Below are 16,141 nucleotides of genomic sequence, written 5' to 3' on the forward strand. Positions count from 1 at the left end.
ATTTTATCGAGAGCCACTGCTCCGAAAAGCAGTGGCTTTGATTTATTAGTGACCTCCGTGCTCAGCATGTTGGTGCCCTTCGTGAGCCGTAGCTTTAGAAGTATCCACATCTTTGTTACGAATCTTAGTCAAGTAAGAAATCTGCGGTTTGACGTTGATTTCATCCAACATTTGGAATGCACGTCCTTCTTTCTCTTCTGCCAACAACTTAGAGATACGGCTGCTTGGATCATTCATATCACCAAACACAATCGCTTCTGTTGGGCATGATTGCGAACATGCTACTTCAATTTCTCCGTCAATTGGACGACGACGCTCTTTCTTCGCATTCAACTTACCTTCTTGGATACGTTGCACACACATTGAGCATTTTTCAATAACCCCGCGCGAACGTACAGTTACGTCTGGGTTGATGACCATTTTACCAAGGTCGTTATTGAAGTGATAATCGAATTTATCGTTATCGAAGTACTTAAACCAGTTGAAGCGACGTACTTTGTATGGGCAGTTGTTTGCACAATAACGTGTACCTACACAACGGTTATAAGCCATTTGGTTCAAACCTTCTGTGCTGTGGGTTGTGGCCAATACTGGACAAACCGTCTCACAAGGAGCGTTTCCACAGTGCTGACACATCAACGGCTGGAATGTTACTTCTGGGTTTTCAGAGGCAACTTCCAAACCACTCAAATCATCCACTGGTGCATCGCTGCTGTAATAGCGGTCGATACGAATCCAGTGCATTTCACGGCGGTTGATTACTTCTTGGCGGCCAACTACCGAAACGTTATTTTCTGCTTGGCAGCTAATTACGCACGCACCACAACCTGTACATGAGTTAAGGTCAATCGCCAATCCCCAAGAATGGTTTGGTTTTTCATAACCATTCCACAATGAAATTTCTCCTGGCGCTTTCACCCCTTCTGAAGTAACAACGTGCGGGAAATAACGACCTGCTTTGCTATCTTTTTGATACTCACCAAGACGAGCTTCTTGAAGCACCGACTTACGCGCCATTACGGTGTCGTGAGTCTGTGTTTGCGCAACTTTGTGTGTATCTCCAGTTTTAGTTAGGGTACCTTCACCTGCACTGAAGCTAACAGCTCCGCCTTTCAGTTGAGCCAGAGGATATACATTTACCCCTACACCATTACCTGCTTTTCCAGCTTTCTCGCGACCGTACCCAATCGCAATAGCGACGGTTCCGTTGGCTTGACCTGGCTGAATTACGACTGGTAATTCAACAGATTTACCTTTTATTTCTACCTTAACAACGTCGTCTTGCGCTATTCCTAGTTCTTTTGCTGTTTTTTGAGAAACACATGCGTAGTTATCCCAGCAAGCTTTTGTGATTGGATCTGGGAACTCTTGCAACCAAGGGTTGTTGGCTAATGCCCCTGTTCCCATTCCTACCTTTTCATAAAGAACCACTTCAAGGCCAGAAGCATTTGCTTTGTAGGCACCGTTGATTGCAGCGACTGCGGCTTCTACACCTGCCACTGTTCCAGCACCACTAGCTGCTACGGCTCCTTTTTCATAAACACCGTCATGCAATGCTTTTGTCCAAGCATTTTCAAAATCTGCCCCACCAATTACGTTGGCTTTCCAGTAGTTACGCAAATAAGCGTAAAAGTCAGAATTCAAACCAGCCCATTTCAATAAGCTTGATTGTGCTTGGCGCGTTTTATAAATCAGTGAAATGGCAGGTTGCTGCAAGCTATAGAATCCAGCAACTGGTTGTGCATCACCCCAGCTTTCTAAATAATGAGGAGCAGGTGCGATGTATTTGCAAAGTGAAGATGTTTCATCGGCACGATCAGCAAATGAAACCGAAAGCGCTACTTTAGAAAGTCCTTCTTTCAATTCAGCTCCACGTGGATGATCATAGACAGGGTTGCAACCGTAGAAAATCACGGCGCTTACTGAACCACCTTTTACTTCATCAATCAACGTGTTCATGGCAGCGTCATCTCCTTGACGGAAGTACGCTGGTGTGCCCAAATCAATCGTAGCGCCATACGAACCAAGTGTTTGGTTAATAGCATTTACTACAACTTGAACACTCGCATCGTTTGAGCCAGATACGACCAACGAAGCCCCTTGGGCAGCTTTTAATTCTTTCGCTGCTTTATCAAGCATTTTGTCAACCTCAGCACCTAACGAAGCGCTTCCGTTGCCAGTAATCTTATTATATAACGCCAACGCTACAAGACCTTCTTGTGAAGGTTTGATGGCTGTGCGGTAGTCAGCGTTTGAACCAGTAAGTGACAATGTTGTCTCAAATTGGAAGTGACGCGACATTGATTTATTTCCGCCTTTTGCACTGCTTATTTTACGGCCTTTGGCATATTGGGTTGAGAACGCATCTGGAGCAACCCAAGTACCTAAAAAGTCGCAACTTAAACCTACAATTACTTTTGCTTTACTAAAATCATACGATGGCAATATTGCTTTGCCAAAAGACTCAGCGTTCGCTTTGATTAAGCCAGATGCTGAATTTACATCGTAAGAAATGTGTTTTGTTGTAGGATATTTTGCAGCAAAGTCGCCGATAACAGCTTTTGTTGAAGGGCTTAAAATGGTAGAAGAAACGATACGAATCTGTCCGCCTTTTGCCAATTGAGCTGAGATTTCTTTGTCAATTACATCCCAGTCAGCATCAGCATCCCCTTTTTTAGGGCCTTTCAATTTTTCAATATCGTATAACGCCAACAAAGAGGCATGTGCGCGAGCACTAACCCCTCCTCTGCTTACACTCGATTGTTTGTTTCCTTCAATTTTGACTGGACGTCCTTCGCGAGTTTTTACTAGAATACTAGCATAATCTCCGCCCTCAGCGTACGTCGATGCGTACCAATCTGCGATAGTCGGGAAGGTATCTACTGGCTTGTTGAGATAAGGAACTGCTTTTCTTATGGGAGCTTCACACGCAGCCAACGACACGGCAGCAACGCCAAATCCCAGCACTTTCAAGAAATCGCGACGGTCTGAACCAATACCATCGACGATGCTCTTGTTTTCACTGGAATTAGTAGGTTCAAAGCTACCAAATTCGTTATGGGCGTTTTTTACAAAAGTCTCATCATTCCGAAGCTCCTCTAGTCCTTTCCAATACCTCTTCGTTTGGTTTTCCATATATTTATGAATGTAGATTCTGGATTCTTATATTTTCTAGTTCTAGTAGTGACACTTTGAACATTCCAAGCCGCCAATATCAGCCACTTTCAATGGCTTATCGCTTTTCTCAGCATGAAGCTGAACTAGCTTGTCATAATAGGCGTTTTCTTTTGTATTAACGTCTGTCTTGCGGTGACAGTCGATACACCAACCCATTGTCAAGGTTGAACGTTGTTGAACAACCTCCATCGTTTGGATTTCACCGTGGCACTGCTGACACTGAAGACCACCCACGTTTACGTGTTGGGCGTGGTTAAAATACGCCAAATCAGGTAGGTTGTGAACACGTACCCACTGGATTGGCTTGTTTTCCTCGATAGCCGAGTAAATTTTTTGGATTTCTGGAGATTCTTTTTTGATAACTCCGTGGCAGTTCATACAAATGTTTGCCGAAGGAATTGTCGCAGACTTACCACGGTTAACCCCTGTGTGGCAGTAGTTACAGTCAATTTTATATTGACCTGCGTGCAGTTTGTGCGAGAAAGCGATTGGTTGCTTTGGAGCGTATCCTTGTTGGATACCTACGCCATACAAGCCATCAAGGGTAGCTTTCGTCACCATCAATACAAAGAACCATACTGTTGCACTGCGGATAGCTGAGTTTTTGCTCATGGCTACCAAACCGTTACGAAGTTTGTCGCCAAAAGAACCGCCATCACCAGCACCTACTTCTCCGCTCACTGCTTTTGAGAGAATAGATACAATTGCCAGCAATACTCCAAGAACAAGTAGCATCACTAATAATAATGCAACCAAAATGTACGTAAACAAATCAGACGACTCAGCTGCTACTCCACCCGCTGCCGCAGTAGCACCCGCCGCTGCAGGAGCTGCCGCCACTGCTGTATTTGCTTTTTCAATGTAAGCTACGATGTCTTTTACTTCCGTTTCACCAAATGCTGGGAAGGCAGTCATCTGCGCTTTGTTGAATTTGTTGTACAAAGCAACTGCATATTCGTCACCTGACTGGATTACTCCGTTCGGGTTTTTCACCCACTTAACAAGCCAAGCTAAGTCCCGACGTTTCTGAATGTCTTTCAATCCTGGCCCGACGACTACTTCGTCTTTTGCTGAGTGACAAGCTTTACAGTTGTTATTAAATAGTGATTCGCCATTGGCTGCATCACCATCTTGAGCTACTGCACTGAATCCAACAGTAGTCAACATTGCTACTACTAATAGCCGACTGATGTTGCGCATTTTTTTGAAAAATAAACTACTCTTCATTCGTGTATGAATTAACAAAAACATGATACTTCTTGACCCTACAAAAGTAATGCACTAATAGGTACGTGCCAAAGTATTTCTATTCTTAATTTGCAATAATTTAATTATTTAGACTTCTTCTAATTAAAGAGCAGAACCCACCTAAAACCTAATTTTATTCTGTATTTGAGGAAAAACAGGTAGAATTAAAAACAAAAATACCATTCAGCTTGTGAAATGGTTATCATAGCTGAATGGTACTTTTTTTAGAAATATGTATTTTAGTGAGGTCCCGAGCGGATTCGAACCGCTGTACGAGCTTTTGCAGAGCTCTGCCTAGCCACTCGGCCACAGGACCAAAAACACTTGGATAATGTGTTAGATAAATACTAAACTTTGTTAAAAGTGTTAGCGAAATCGCTAACTCATATCCAAGTGCAAATATAGTGTTTTATTTTGAATAATTCACTATTCAGCGTCTGTTTCGTTTGAAACTTTCTTAGAAGTAGTCGATTTTTTCTTTTTTTCTCCTTCTTCTAATTGTTCTTTCAATGCCGAAAGTGCCTCAAGGTCACCTAGTGTAGCTTTCTCTGCGTCTTTTGCTTTTTCAACCTTAGCAGGTTTCGCCGCTTTTTCTTCTACTTTAGGCTCTTCTTTATCTTGCCAAGTTTTGGCGTGAGAAAGAACGATGCGTTTTTCTTCTTTCAAGAACTCAGTTACTTTGAAATCAAGTGACTCACCTACTTCCGCAACCGAACCATCTTCTTTAGCAAGGTTTTTCAACACGGCAACGCCTTCGATACCGTAAGGTAATTCAAGCGTAGCTACTTTGTCACCTTTACCAACGACAGTACACTTGTGAACTGAACCTACTGCGAATACTGATTCAAAAGTATCCCATGGGTTTTCTTCAAGGTGTTTGTGGCTCAAAGACAAACGACGGTTATCAGCGTCAAGTTCAAGTACCATTACTTCAAGTTCTTCACCAACTTTGATGAAATCACTTGGGTGCTTGATTTTCTTTGTCCATGAAAGGTCAGATACGTGAACTAGACCGTCGATACCCTCTTCCAATTCAAGGAAAAGACCAAAGTTAGTCAAGTTACGAACTACACCTTTGTGTTTTGAACCAACTGCATATTTCTCGATGATTTCTTGGCGTGTCCAAGGATCAGCGGTCAATTGTTTCAAGCCAAGAGACATTTTACGCTCGTTGCGGTCCAATGTCAATACAACTGCTTCTACTTCGTCACCGATTTTCAAGAAATCTTGTGGGTTACGTAGGTGTTGTGACCACGACATTTCTGAAACGTGAATCAAACCTTCTACGCCTGGCATGATTTCAAGGAAAGCACCGTAGTCAGCTACGTTTACTACTTTACCTTTTACTTTCGAGCCAACTTCAACCTCGGTAGAAAGTGCTTCCCAAGGATGAGGCTGGAGTTGCTTCATACCAAGTGAAATACGCTTCTTATCTTCGTCGAAGTCAAGTACTACTACGTTGATTTTTTGGTCAAGGCTCAACAAATCCGAAGGATCGTTGATACGTCCCCAAGAAATATCTGTAATGTGCAACAAACCATCAACACCACCCAAGTCGATGAACACACCGAACTTAGTCATGTTTTTAATTACACCCTCAAGTACTTGACCGCGCTCAAGGTTTGTAAGGATAAGTTGACGTTGTGCTTCAAGGTCTTTCTCGATAAGAACTTTGTGAGACACGACCACGTTGTTGTTAGCGTGGTTGATTTTCACAACTTTCACTTCCATTTTCTTACCTACGAAGATGTCGAAGTCACGAATTGGCTTAACGTCAATTTGTGAACCTGGCAAGAAGGCTTCGATACCGTAGATATCCACGATAAGACCACCTTTTGTACGACGCTTCACAAAACCATCGATAACCAAATCCTCGTCGAATGACTTTTGGATGTTATCCCAAGCTGTAATAACGCGTGCTTTTTTGCGAGAAAGAACCAACTGACCGTTAGGGTCTTCTTGGTTTTCGATATATACTTCAATTTCGTCGCCGATTTTCAAATCCGACAAATCGCGGAATTCTGAACGCGGTACGATACCGTCCGATTTTGAACCAATATTCAAAATCACTTCGCGGTCATTCATACCGACCACGACACCTTTAACTACTTCTTTTTCGGCGACGGGTGCAAGAGTCCCGTTAATCAATTGTTCTAGCTGGGCTTTTTCAGCTACTGAGTAACCGCTACCAAAGCCACGGTTATCAATTCTATCCCAATCAAAATCAGCTAATTGAGCTTTACTCATGATAAGTTTTAAAATTGCCTTTTATACATCAACCTATCGGCATTTAGGTTGAAATTTGGTGAAACAAACCTCCGCCTTTCGCAAAACGGAGTGCAAAGGTAGATGTTTTCCAAAAAAAATGCAATTTTTAATACACCTTTTCTCTCTTTGTTAGGAAAGGCATCCATGATTCTTCCACAGCCCCAGAATAATCGCGCAAAAATAGCACAAATGAAGGTTTAAAGGGTCGATGACGCATGGGCATGGAAGCTTCTTCGGGGGTGCAATCCCCTTTTTTGGCATTACAGCGCTTGCAGGCCGTTGCCAGATTTTCCCAGCTTGTTCGCCCTCCCCTGGATTTTGGCATCACATGATCTAACGTAAGGTCTTCCGTCGAACTACAATACACACACCGATGCCCGTCTCGTTTGAAAATATTTTGCCGCGTGAGCATCACGCCTTTGTAGGGAAGATTAATGTAACGGTTCAGGCGAATAACAGTTGGCAGCGGAAATGAAGTACTTACGGTGTGTAATTGAAACGCCGAAGACGCAGCAACCAATTCGGCCTTGTCTAAATAGACGAGTAAAAAGGCTTTAGGAACCGAACAAATGCCTAAAGCGGAGTAATCTTGATTCAAAATTAAGACTTTCCTACCCATACCGACATCAAGTTTTTTAGGTTTTTGCAATTTATAAAATTCTGAGGTAATATCCTCTCCCTCAGTCAATATCTTAACATAATCTTCTTGCTAGGAAATTTTTGGGCTGGCTTTGGAACAAAAAAATAAACATCTATTGTTTACTAAACACTGTTCAGTAAATTTGTAATATAAATCAACAATTTATTCTATTTCATGGGAATACTAGAGCGAAAAGAACGAGAGAGAGAAGACATGCGACGGCTCATTTTGAACGCCGCACGGGAGCTTTTTTTGGAGCAAGGGTATGAAAAAACAAGTATTCGGAACATCGCAGACGTCATAGAATACAGTCCAGCCACCATTTATTTATACTATAAAGACAAAAACGAATTATTTTTTGCACTCCATGAAGAAGCATTCTTAAAACTGATGGAGGAACTGAGTTCGCTACAAACTATACAAGACTCCTTTGCACGCTTGATTGAAATGGGGCATCGGTACATCAAGTTTGCAGTCGAAAATCCTGAGTTATACGACCTTATGTTTATTATGAAAGCCCCCATTGAAGCCTTAGCCTGTCGCGATGAGGTGTGGGAAGATGGGCTAAAATCGTTCGGATTACTCAAATGGGCAATCCAAGAATGTGTCAACGCAGGCTATTTTAAAAATACAGATATTGAGGTTTCGGCCATTACTATTTGGTCTTATATGCACGGTTTGGTATCTATTTACTTAAAAAACCGCATGAGTATGTTTCAAGACAACCAACAATTGCAACGAATGCAGCAGTCGTTTGTGCTGTTTACCAAAATGATTAAAGAAACCCTTTAATTACCTACGATTGACACTCGATTAAATTCGTTTTTTTGCTTACTATCTAAACACTGTTTATTAAATAATATATGATTAGAACTATCTACCTGTGGTTACTGATTCTTTGTAGTTTAGGAGCAGTAGCCCAACAATCGGCCATTTTGGAAACGTACGTACAAGAAGGTTTGCAAAACAACCTTTCCCTCAAACAAGAAGGGCTTGAAATTCAAAAAGTGAATGAAGCCATCGTGCAAGCAAAATCACTTTTTTATCCAAAAGTGAGCTTCAACCCCACCTACTCCTTGGCCGCAGGTGGGCGGCGGTTAGCGTTTCCCGTCGGGGATTTGTTGAATCCCGTCTATAATACACTCAACCAACTCACTCAGACCAATAATTTTCCTCAAGTGGAAAACGTCAATGAACTATTGGCTCCCAATCATTTTCATGATACAAAGCTGAGTTTTCAGTACTCAATTTACAACCCTGAAATTCAGTATAATTACCTGATTCAGAAAACGTTGTTATCGGCCCAAGAGGCTCGCAAGCGAGTGGTTGAGAATGAATTAAGATATACCATCGAAACGGCCTATTTTCAGTATTTACAATCGCAGGAGGCTTTACAGATTTTTGAAAATGCCAAGAAAACCCTGCATGAACTTGTACGGCTCAACCAAAAGCTTGTTTCTAACAATGTGGTTACCAAAGATGCCGTGGTAGGTGCTGAATATGAGCTAAGTAAACTCGAACAACAAGCGATTGTGGCCGCAAAAAACTCAAACGTAGCCAAAGCTTATTTTAATTTTTTGCTCAATCGCGAGCTCGGAAGCGACATTAAAACCGATTCTTTGCTTTTAGCTTCTAATCAAAAGCAATTCATTGCCCCCTCGCCCGCTTTAAGTTCCTTGACTAGCTTAGCCAGTCAAAATCGTCAAGAGTTAAAGCAGCTTGCTCAATCCATTTTAGCTTCGCAAACTGCCATTACGCTCCACGAAAAAGCTGCAAAACGGCCTTCTGTTTTCATTGGTGGGAATACTGGTTTTCAGGGATATGGCTATAAATTTTCGGGACAAGCCTACCTTGTTACTCAAATAGGGTTACAATGGGATATATTTAAGGGATACGAGCGAAAATCAAAAATTCAACAGGCTAAAATTCAAACGGAGTTGCTAAAAACGAAGCAATCGGAAGTTGAAAAACAGATTGAACTCCAAACAACGCAGGCTTATTTTGAGCTTCAAGCCGCCAAAGAATCAATGAAATCATTGGCCGACGGTGTCCGTAAAGCCGAGCAGTATTTCAAGGTCATCGACAGTCGCTATCGTAATGGCAATGTCCTACTTATTGAATACGTCAAAGCCCAAAGCGAATTGCTCAACGCCCAATTGCAAGAATCTTTGGCACAGTTTGATATACTTTCTAAACAAGCAACTCTCAATAAAATCACAGCCGTCAACTAATCTGCTTCTCTGACTATGAACTCTTTATATAACACATTCCGCTTGATAAGTAGCTCATTATTATTGAGTTTACTTCTTATAGGTTGTAATAAAAAGGACGAAACCCAGCAAAAAACCGCCGAAACTGATGAGGTATTGGTACCCGTTTCACTCACCAAAGTTGACCAAGCTACCCGTTCTGAAAGTATCGTTGCGTCTGGGTTGGTAGCCTCATCAGAAGAAGCGAGGTTATCGTTTAAAATTGGCGGAATAATCCAAAAAGTCTATGTGACCGAAGGCCAAAAAGTGAGCAAAGGCCAACTTCTTGCGTCGCTTAATACGACTGAGATTGACGCTCAGGTGAATCAGGCCAAATACGGCGTTGAAAAATCTGAACGAGATTTTAAACGCGTCGAAAATATGCTAAAGGACACCGCCGCGACGCTAGAGCAAATGCAAAACGTGACAACCGCGCTGGACATTGCCAAGCAAAATCTCCAAATCGCTCAGTTTAACCGTTCGTACGCCCAAATCATTTCGCCCATCGACGGCGCAGTTGTCAAAAAAATGGGGAACGAAGGTGAATTGACGGGCCCTGGGACGCCCATCTTTTACATTACGTCCAATCGTCAAGGCGACTGGGTGGTGCGTGTAGGGGTTTCGGACAAAGATTGGGCGCGCTTAAAAGTAGGAGACAAAGCCAATGTGCAGCTTGATGCTTACCCCACAGAAGCTTTTGAAGGTCGAATTACCAAACTCGCCCCTGCCGCCGACCCCATGAATAAGTTGTACGACATTGAAGTACGGATTGCGCCCAAAGGAAAGCGCTTGGCCACGGGTCTTTTTGCCAAAGTTGAATTAAAACCCGTCCAAAGCCGCACTTACACCGTTGTGCCCCTAGAGGCAATTGTAGAAGGAAATGGCAAAGAAGCTTTCATTTATGTATTGGATGAAACCCGCAAAAAAGTGAAGCGCTTGCCTGTACAAATCGGCTTTGTGGACGGGGATAAAGTTTTGATTACAAATGGCTTAGAAGGCATCTCAGAAGTAATCACTTCGGGTAGCGCTTTCCTAACTGAGTCCTCTACCGTGATTGTAAAATAACGCATTGATGAACCAATTTTTAATCACGCAAAGACGCTAAAAACAATGAATCTATCCGAATTTTCCGTCAAAAACTGGCAGTTTATGCTGGTGATGTTTGTGGGAGTGGTCGCGCTGGGGCTCAACTCACTTTTCACCATGCCTCGCTCCGAAGACCCGACTTTCGAGGCTCCTACCTTTATTATATCGGTAATTTACCCTGGTACTGACCCCAAAGACATGGAGGAACTGGTGGTGGACCCCGTTGAAAAACGCCTCAATGAACTAAAAGACGTTCGCAATATCCGTACCACCATCGACGACGGTTTGGCGGTGTTTATGTTGGAATACGACTACTCGGTTGACAACGACGAAAAGAAGCAAGAAATCGCTCGTGAAGTCAATTCGATGCGGGGGATTTTGCCCAATGATATTTTTGATATTCGTTATTTTCAATTTGACCCAGGGTTGGTCAACATCGTACAAGTCGCTTTGGTATCGGAAGTCGCTTCGTACAAAGAAATGGCTCAGTACTCCGAACGTTTGAGAAAAGTACTTGAGAAAAATAAAGATTTACGCGGAGTGAAAGACTACGGATTTCCCAAAGAAAACGTTCGGATTTCGCTCAATGTTGAAAAAATGGCGCAAGAAGGCATTGCAGTCAACCGTGTATTGGGGGCGTTGCAAAGTGAAAACCTCAACATCCCCGCAGGAAGTGTTCAGGAAGGTGCGCGGCGTTTTAATGTAAAAACCAGCGGTGACTACGAATCTCTTGACCAAATCCGTAATACGGTGGTGGCTACCAATGGCCAAAAAATCATTTACCTCCGCGACGTAGCCGACGTTGATTTCAATTACGAAGAAGAAACCAATTTGACCCGACTCAACGGCCGTCGGGCGGTGTTGGTGGTGGCCGCTCAAAAATCGGGTAAAAACATTTCGGAAACGGGTAAAAAACTAAACCAAAGCCTGACCGAATTTGAAAAAACGATGCCAAAGCACATCAAAATGGTGAAGTACTTTGACCAATCGATGAGTGTTGACCGACGCCTCGAACGCTTTGCCAAAGATTTCGGCATTGCCATTTTGCTGGTGGCACTCACTCTGCTGCCACTCGGTTTTAGAGCCGCGTTGGTGGTGATGATTTCGATTCCGCTTTCATTGGCGATTGGGCTTACCGCCGTCAACTATTTGGGTTACAGCATCAACCAGTTGAGTGTGGTAGGTTTAATCGTTGCCTTAGGAATTTTGGTGGACGACTCCATTGTGGTAGTAGAAAACATCGAACGTTGGATTCGGGATGGATTTAGCAAACGTGAAGCGGCCATCAAAGCTACCCGACAAATTACGCTGGCCGTCATTGGTTGTACCGTTACGCTTGTGTTGGCCTTTTTACCTTTGATGTTTTTGCCCGAAGCGTCAGGCGATTTTATTCGAAGTCTTCCCACGGCTGTCACCATGACCATCATCGCGTCCATGATTGTATCGCTCACGATTGTACCATTTTTAAGCAGTCGTTTGTTAGAAAATAGCCACAATCCCGAGGGTAATATCTTCTTGAGAGCATTGAAAAAAGTAATTTCTGGTTCGTACAGTCGTTTGCTCAACTGGGCATTACGTCATCCACTGCCTTCTCTTTTATTTGCGGGCGTCATTTTTGGTGCCTCGTTAATGATTCCAAAACAAATTGGTTTTGCCCTGTTTCCAAAGTCAGAAAAACCCATGTTTAGGGTAACGTTTGAAACCCCCGAAGGAAGTAGCTTAAACGAAACCAACCGCGTAGCTCGTTTAGTCGAGAACGAACTGAAACAAGTCCCAGAGGTTAAGTACTTTTCAACCAGCGTTGGACGAGGCAACCCTCGGATGTACTACAACGTCATCGAGCGCTCTGAGGCAAGCAATTATGCGGAGGTATTTGTCCAACTTCAAGATGAAATTCATCCACCTCAAAAAGAGAAAATCATTGACAAACTCCGCGAAAAGCTGCGTTACATTCCCAATGCCAACGTCGAAGTAGTTGATTTTGAGCAAGGGCCTAACACCGAAGCGCCTATCGCCATTCGCGTTTTGGGCGACGACCTGGAGCAATTGCGCACGGTAGCGGCAGACGTAGAAAAAATCTTGAAAGATACGCAAGGCACCATTTACGTAAAAAATCCACTCACCACTCGCCGAACCGATTTGCGGGTAAAAATCAACAAAGAAAAAGCAGGCTTGTTGGGAATGTCGATTGCCGATATTAACCGCACGGTTCGTTTGGCCATTGCAGGTTTAAACATTGGAACGTTCAAAGATAGTGACGGCGACGACTACGCCATCAATGTTACACTTCCCAAAGGAAAAACCACCACTCCTGATGTTTTAAATAATCTCTATATCAACACATTGACGGGCTCGGCTGTGCCACTTCGCCAAATTGCAGATGTGCAATTTGAAACCTCAACCAACCAAATTCGCCACTTTGACCGCGACCGTTTTGTGACGATTTCAGCCTTTGTGAAAAGCGGTTTTTTGGTGGACAATGTCTATAACGATATTTTGGCCAAACTTGAAAAACATCCGTTTCCGAAAGACTTTAGCTACAAGGCAGCGGGAGAACTCGAAGCCCGTGAAAAATCCTTTGGCGGCCTCGGCACCATCATTTTGATTACTGCTTTTGGTTTTTTAGGAGTGTTAATTCTTGAATTTGGCACGTTCAAAAGCTCATTAATTGTGCTTTCTGTCATTCCATTAGGGATTATTGGGGCTTTTACAATGCTCTGGATTGTAGGCTATCCGCTTTCGTTTGTCGCGGTGATTGGTCTTATTGCTTTGATTGGGATTGAGGTAAAAAATTCCATTTTGCTGGTGGATTTTACCAATCAGCTTCGAGAAGAAGGCAGGCCGTTGTTAGAAGCAATTCAAGAAGCGGGCGAAATACGTTTTGTTCCTATTGTACTAACGTCACTAACAGCCATTGGTGGACTGATTCCATTGGCCATCGAAGGCAACCCGCTCTATTCGCCACTGGCTTGGGTGTTGATTGGGGGCTTGATTAGCTCAACGCTGTTATCACGGATTGTGACGCCCGTTTTGTATCGGTTGATTCCGCCGAAAGTGGAGGTGAAACAGTAAGATGAATACATCATAGTCTGAATCACTAACTCAGATTATGGTGTATATTTTCCTTAAAATTTTAACCCAAACATTTGTTCCCTCTCTGGGAACATTTTATCTTTGCAAAAGAATTTCAAACTAGTTTAGTTTACCAATCACAAAAGAAAGGAGGATAATAATATGTTTAACAACGTAAAAAATGATTCATGAGAATTATATCAAAAAAAATTTTACAAGAATATTGGCAAAAAGAGCCTAATGCAGAACAACCACTTAAAAGCTGGTATAGCATCACAGAAAAAGCCCAATGGAAAACTCATAACGAGCTTAAACAGCAATTTGGGAAAACTTCAATTATCAATAAAAAACGAGTTGTTTTTGATATTCACGGTAATACTTACCGATTAATAGTAGATATAGAGTACAAGATAAAGATGGTGTTCGTAGTTTGGGTGGGTACACATTCGGAGTACGATAAAATAAATGTAGAAAATGTTGTCTATAAAAAGCCTGATAAAAACTGAGGAAGAATATGATAATGCTCTTGAAAGAGCATACCAACTTACTCAGCTAGATTTAGAAGAAGAGTCTGCCGAATTGGCAGAACTAGAACTTCTTAGTGTTCTAATTGAACAATATGAAAAAGTGCACTACCCAATTGCGCCCCCTCACCCCATTGAGGCTATTAAATTCCAATTAGATCAAATGGGGTTAAGCGAAGCGGATTTGGGTAGAATTTTAGGCTCTCGTAGCCATAAATCCGAAATTTTAAGCGGTAAACGAAAAATGAGTATTTCGATGATTCGCATTCTCAATAAAGAACTTAAAATTCCAGCCGAAACGCTTATTGCAGCTTACTAACTTTCTTTTGTGACATTAAACCCAAGACCTAGATAGTCTTGGGTTTGATTTTGATAGCACATTCTACCCCTAACTTCCCTTCACTAATTCAACATAAAAACGCACCACATTTTTGAAGTCTTCGATACTGATACGTTCGTTGGTGCCGTGCGGGCGCTTTAGGTCTTCGTCGTTCATGCGTACGGGCATGAAACGGTATAAGTTTTTAGAAACATTTTTGTAGTAACGCGCATCCGTAGCTCCAACCACCAAATAGGGTGCCACAATAGATGTAGGAAAACAGGCTTTGATAGTTCGGTGAAGGGCGCGAAAACCTACCGTTGCAGTGTCCGAAACGGGCGAAGGTTCTGAGTCAAACTGTTTGAGCGACTCTACCGTAATTCGTTCATTTCCAACAACTTTCTTAACATAATCAATCACCGTTTTTACCGAATCGCCTGGCAAAATCCGAAAATTAATTTTGGCAATTGCTTCTACGGGCAAAACATTGTCTTTCACGCCCGCATGAATGACCGTCGGGGCAATGCTGGTTCGTACCATGGCATTTCCCGCATTTGTTTTTTCCAAAATGCCAATAATGACCGAGTTTAACAACCAGCGGTTTGCCATCGCCAACTTGGTTGAAAAGGGCATTTCAGGAGCTAAATAATCTTGCATATACCCTGCGGCTCCTCCCAAACGCGCAGGAAACGGATGTTTTTGAAGTTTATCAATCGCCTCCGCGAGCATTCCAATACTGGTTTGGACGGGCGGCATGGACGAATGTCCACCGTCACCTGTCGCGCTCAACTGCAAGGTTGTATAACCTTTTTCCGCCACACCAATCAGCGCGATAGGTTGGTTAATTCCCGAAACACCGTCAATTTTTATCACCCCCCCTTCGTCAACTACATATTCTAACTCCACTTTACGGCTTTCCAACAAAGCCGCGATTTGCTGCGCGCCGTTTCTACCCGAAATTTCTTCGTCGTGCCCAAAGGCCAAGTAAAAACTTCTTTCGGGGGTAAAGTTTGACTTTAAAAGGTGTTCGACCGCTTCCAGCACGCCCATTACCGTTACTTTATCGTCTAGCGTTCCGCGTCCATACACAAATCCTTCTGCAATATCGCCCGCAAAAGGCTGATGTTTCCACATTTTTTCGGTGCCTTGCACCACAGGAACTACGTCGTAATGCCCCATCAAAAGGGCAGGTTTTAAACTAGTACTTTTCCCTTTCCACTCGTACAACAACCCATACGAATTCACTCGCTCTAACTTCAAACGGCTATGTACCAAGGGATACGTTTTTGCCAAATACCCCACAAATTTTTCAAATTGCGTACTATCCATGAGCGACAAGTCTTCGTACGAAACCGTCCGAAATTGAATCGCTTCCGATAAGTGACTCACGACCGAATCGTTGAGCGTAAGCGCGGGCAAAGGCGCAACTCCTTGCATCTGTTTGGAGCTTAGTCGAAACGTATTAAAAACCAACACAGAAATCAGCGCCAACAACAATACGGCAAGCGAAAGGAAAATCTTTTTCATCGGGCGTTAGGGGTAATTAGTTGAAAATAAA

The 16,141-nt window shown here is 42.9% G+C and carries 11 protein-coding genes and 1 tRNA gene; 6 read left to right on the forward strand and 6 right to left on the reverse strand.

Features of this window, described 5'->3' with window-relative positions; translation table 11 throughout:
* Positions 1-45 precede the first annotated feature (45 nt).
* From FHS57_RS06545 to FHS57_RS06565, 5 genes are all read right to left on the reverse strand, one after another.
* Positions 46-3,135, reverse strand: coding sequence for a TAT-variant-translocated molybdopterin oxidoreductase (locus tag FHS57_RS06545; protein ID WP_183972068.1), 3,090 nt, complete (start codon positions 3,133-3,135; stop codon positions 46-48).
* 42 nt (positions 3,136-3,177) lie between these two features.
* Complete coding sequence (locus FHS57_RS06550; RefSeq protein WP_229601271.1) at positions 3,178-4,377, reverse strand: c-type cytochrome; 1,200 nt, start codon at positions 4,375-4,377, stop codon at positions 3,178-3,180.
* Positions 4,378-4,670: 293 nt separating this feature from the next.
* Positions 4,671-4,741: transfer RNA gene (locus FHS57_RS06555), tRNA-Cys, on the reverse strand.
* A 110-nt stretch (positions 4,742-4,851) separates the two neighbouring features.
* The gene (gene rpsA / locus FHS57_RS06560; protein ID WP_183972070.1) at positions 4,852-6,672 is read right to left on the reverse strand and encodes a 30S ribosomal protein S1; all 1,821 of its coding nucleotides are present in this window, start codon (positions 6,670-6,672) and stop codon (positions 4,852-4,854) included.
* Between the two features lie 127 nt (positions 6,673-6,799).
* Complete coding sequence (locus tag FHS57_RS06565; protein WP_122932275.1) at positions 6,800-7,312, reverse strand: HNH endonuclease; 513 nt, start codon at positions 7,310-7,312, stop codon at positions 6,800-6,802.
* Between the two features lie 195 nt (positions 7,313-7,507).
* Between FHS57_RS06565 and FHS57_RS06570 the strand changes: the two genes are divergently transcribed.
* From FHS57_RS06570 to FHS57_RS06595, 6 genes are all read left to right on the forward strand, one after another.
* A complete protein-coding gene (locus tag FHS57_RS06570; protein WP_183972071.1) occupies positions 7,508-8,125 on the forward strand; it encodes a TetR/AcrR family transcriptional regulator in 618 nt (205 codons plus the stop codon).
* A gap of 71 nt (positions 8,126-8,196) precedes the next feature.
* Positions 8,197-9,564, forward strand: a complete 1,368-nt coding sequence (locus FHS57_RS06575; protein ID WP_183972072.1) for a TolC family protein — start codon at positions 8,197-8,199, stop codon at positions 9,562-9,564.
* Between the two features lie 15 nt (positions 9,565-9,579).
* On the forward strand, positions 9,580-10,647 hold the full coding sequence (locus FHS57_RS06580) for an efflux RND transporter periplasmic adaptor subunit (RefSeq protein ID WP_183972073.1): 1,068 nt from the start codon (positions 9,580-9,582) through the stop codon (positions 10,645-10,647).
* Positions 10,648-10,692: 45 nt separating this feature from the next.
* Complete coding sequence (locus FHS57_RS06585) at positions 10,693-13,740, forward strand: efflux RND transporter permease subunit (RefSeq protein WP_183972074.1); 3,048 nt, start codon at positions 10,693-10,695, stop codon at positions 13,738-13,740.
* Between the two features lie 188 nt (positions 13,741-13,928).
* Positions 13,929-14,246, forward strand: a complete 318-nt coding sequence (locus FHS57_RS06590; protein WP_183972075.1) for a type II toxin-antitoxin system HigB family toxin — start codon at positions 13,929-13,931, stop codon at positions 14,244-14,246.
* Positions 14,215-14,583 carry a helix-turn-helix domain-containing protein gene (locus tag FHS57_RS06595; protein WP_221225558.1) on the forward strand — a complete coding sequence of 123 codons (369 nt, stop codon included), beginning with the start codon at positions 14,215-14,217 and terminating at the stop codon, positions 14,581-14,583. Before FHS57_RS06590 ends, FHS57_RS06595 begins: the two co-directional genes overlap by 32 nt.
* Positions 14,584-14,652: 69 nt before the next feature.
* Here FHS57_RS06595 and FHS57_RS06600 read toward each other — a convergent pair whose 3' ends face one another.
* Positions 14,653-16,110 (reverse strand): M20 family peptidase, encoded by a 1,458-nt coding sequence (locus FHS57_RS06600; RefSeq protein WP_183972076.1) that lies wholly within the window; start codon positions 16,108-16,110, stop codon positions 14,653-14,655.
* Positions 16,111-16,141: the final 31 nt, after the last annotated feature.

It is taken from the genome of Runella defluvii, from assembly GCF_014195535.1.
Taxonomy (GTDB): Bacteria; Bacteroidota; Bacteroidia; order Cytophagales; family Spirosomataceae; genus Runella; species Runella defluvii.

Excerpts from the sequence above, each read along its gene's own strand:
- FHS57_RS06575 (WP_183972072.1), top strand. The coding sequence starts at position 8,197 with ATGATTAGAACTATCTACCTGTGGTTACTGATTCTTTGTAGTTTAGGA.
- FHS57_RS06585 (WP_183972074.1), top strand. The coding sequence starts at position 10,693 with ATGAATCTATCCGAATTTTCCGTCAAAAACTGGCAGTTTATGCTGGTG.
- FHS57_RS06565 (WP_122932275.1), bottom strand. The coding sequence starts at position 7,312 with ATGGGTAGGAAAGTCTTAATTTTGAATCAAGATTACTCCGCTTTAGGC.
- FHS57_RS06580 (WP_183972073.1), top strand. The coding sequence starts at position 9,580 with ATGAACTCTTTATATAACACATTCCGCTTGATAAGTAGCTCATTATTA.
- FHS57_RS06600 (WP_183972076.1), bottom strand. The coding sequence starts at position 16,110 with ATGAAAAAGATTTTCCTTTCGCTTGCCGTATTGTTGTTGGCGCTGATT.
- rpsA (WP_183972070.1), bottom strand. The coding sequence starts at position 6,672 with ATGAGTAAAGCTCAATTAGCTGATTTTGATTGGGATAGAATTGATAAC.
- FHS57_RS06550 (WP_229601271.1), bottom strand. The coding sequence starts at position 4,377 with ATGCGCAACATCAGTCGGCTATTAGTAGTAGCAATGTTGACTACTGTT.
- FHS57_RS06595 (WP_221225558.1), top strand. The coding sequence starts at position 14,215 with ATGTTGTCTATAAAAAGCCTGATAAAAACTGAGGAAGAATATGATAAT.
- FHS57_RS06570 (WP_183972071.1), top strand. The coding sequence starts at position 7,508 with ATGGGAATACTAGAGCGAAAAGAACGAGAGAGAGAAGACATGCGACGG.
- FHS57_RS06545 (WP_183972068.1), bottom strand. The coding sequence starts at position 3,135 with ATGGAAAACCAAACGAAGAGGTATTGGAAAGGACTAGAGGAGCTTCGG.
- FHS57_RS06590 (WP_183972075.1), top strand. The coding sequence starts at position 13,929 with ATGAGAATTATATCAAAAAAAATTTTACAAGAATATTGGCAAAAAGAG.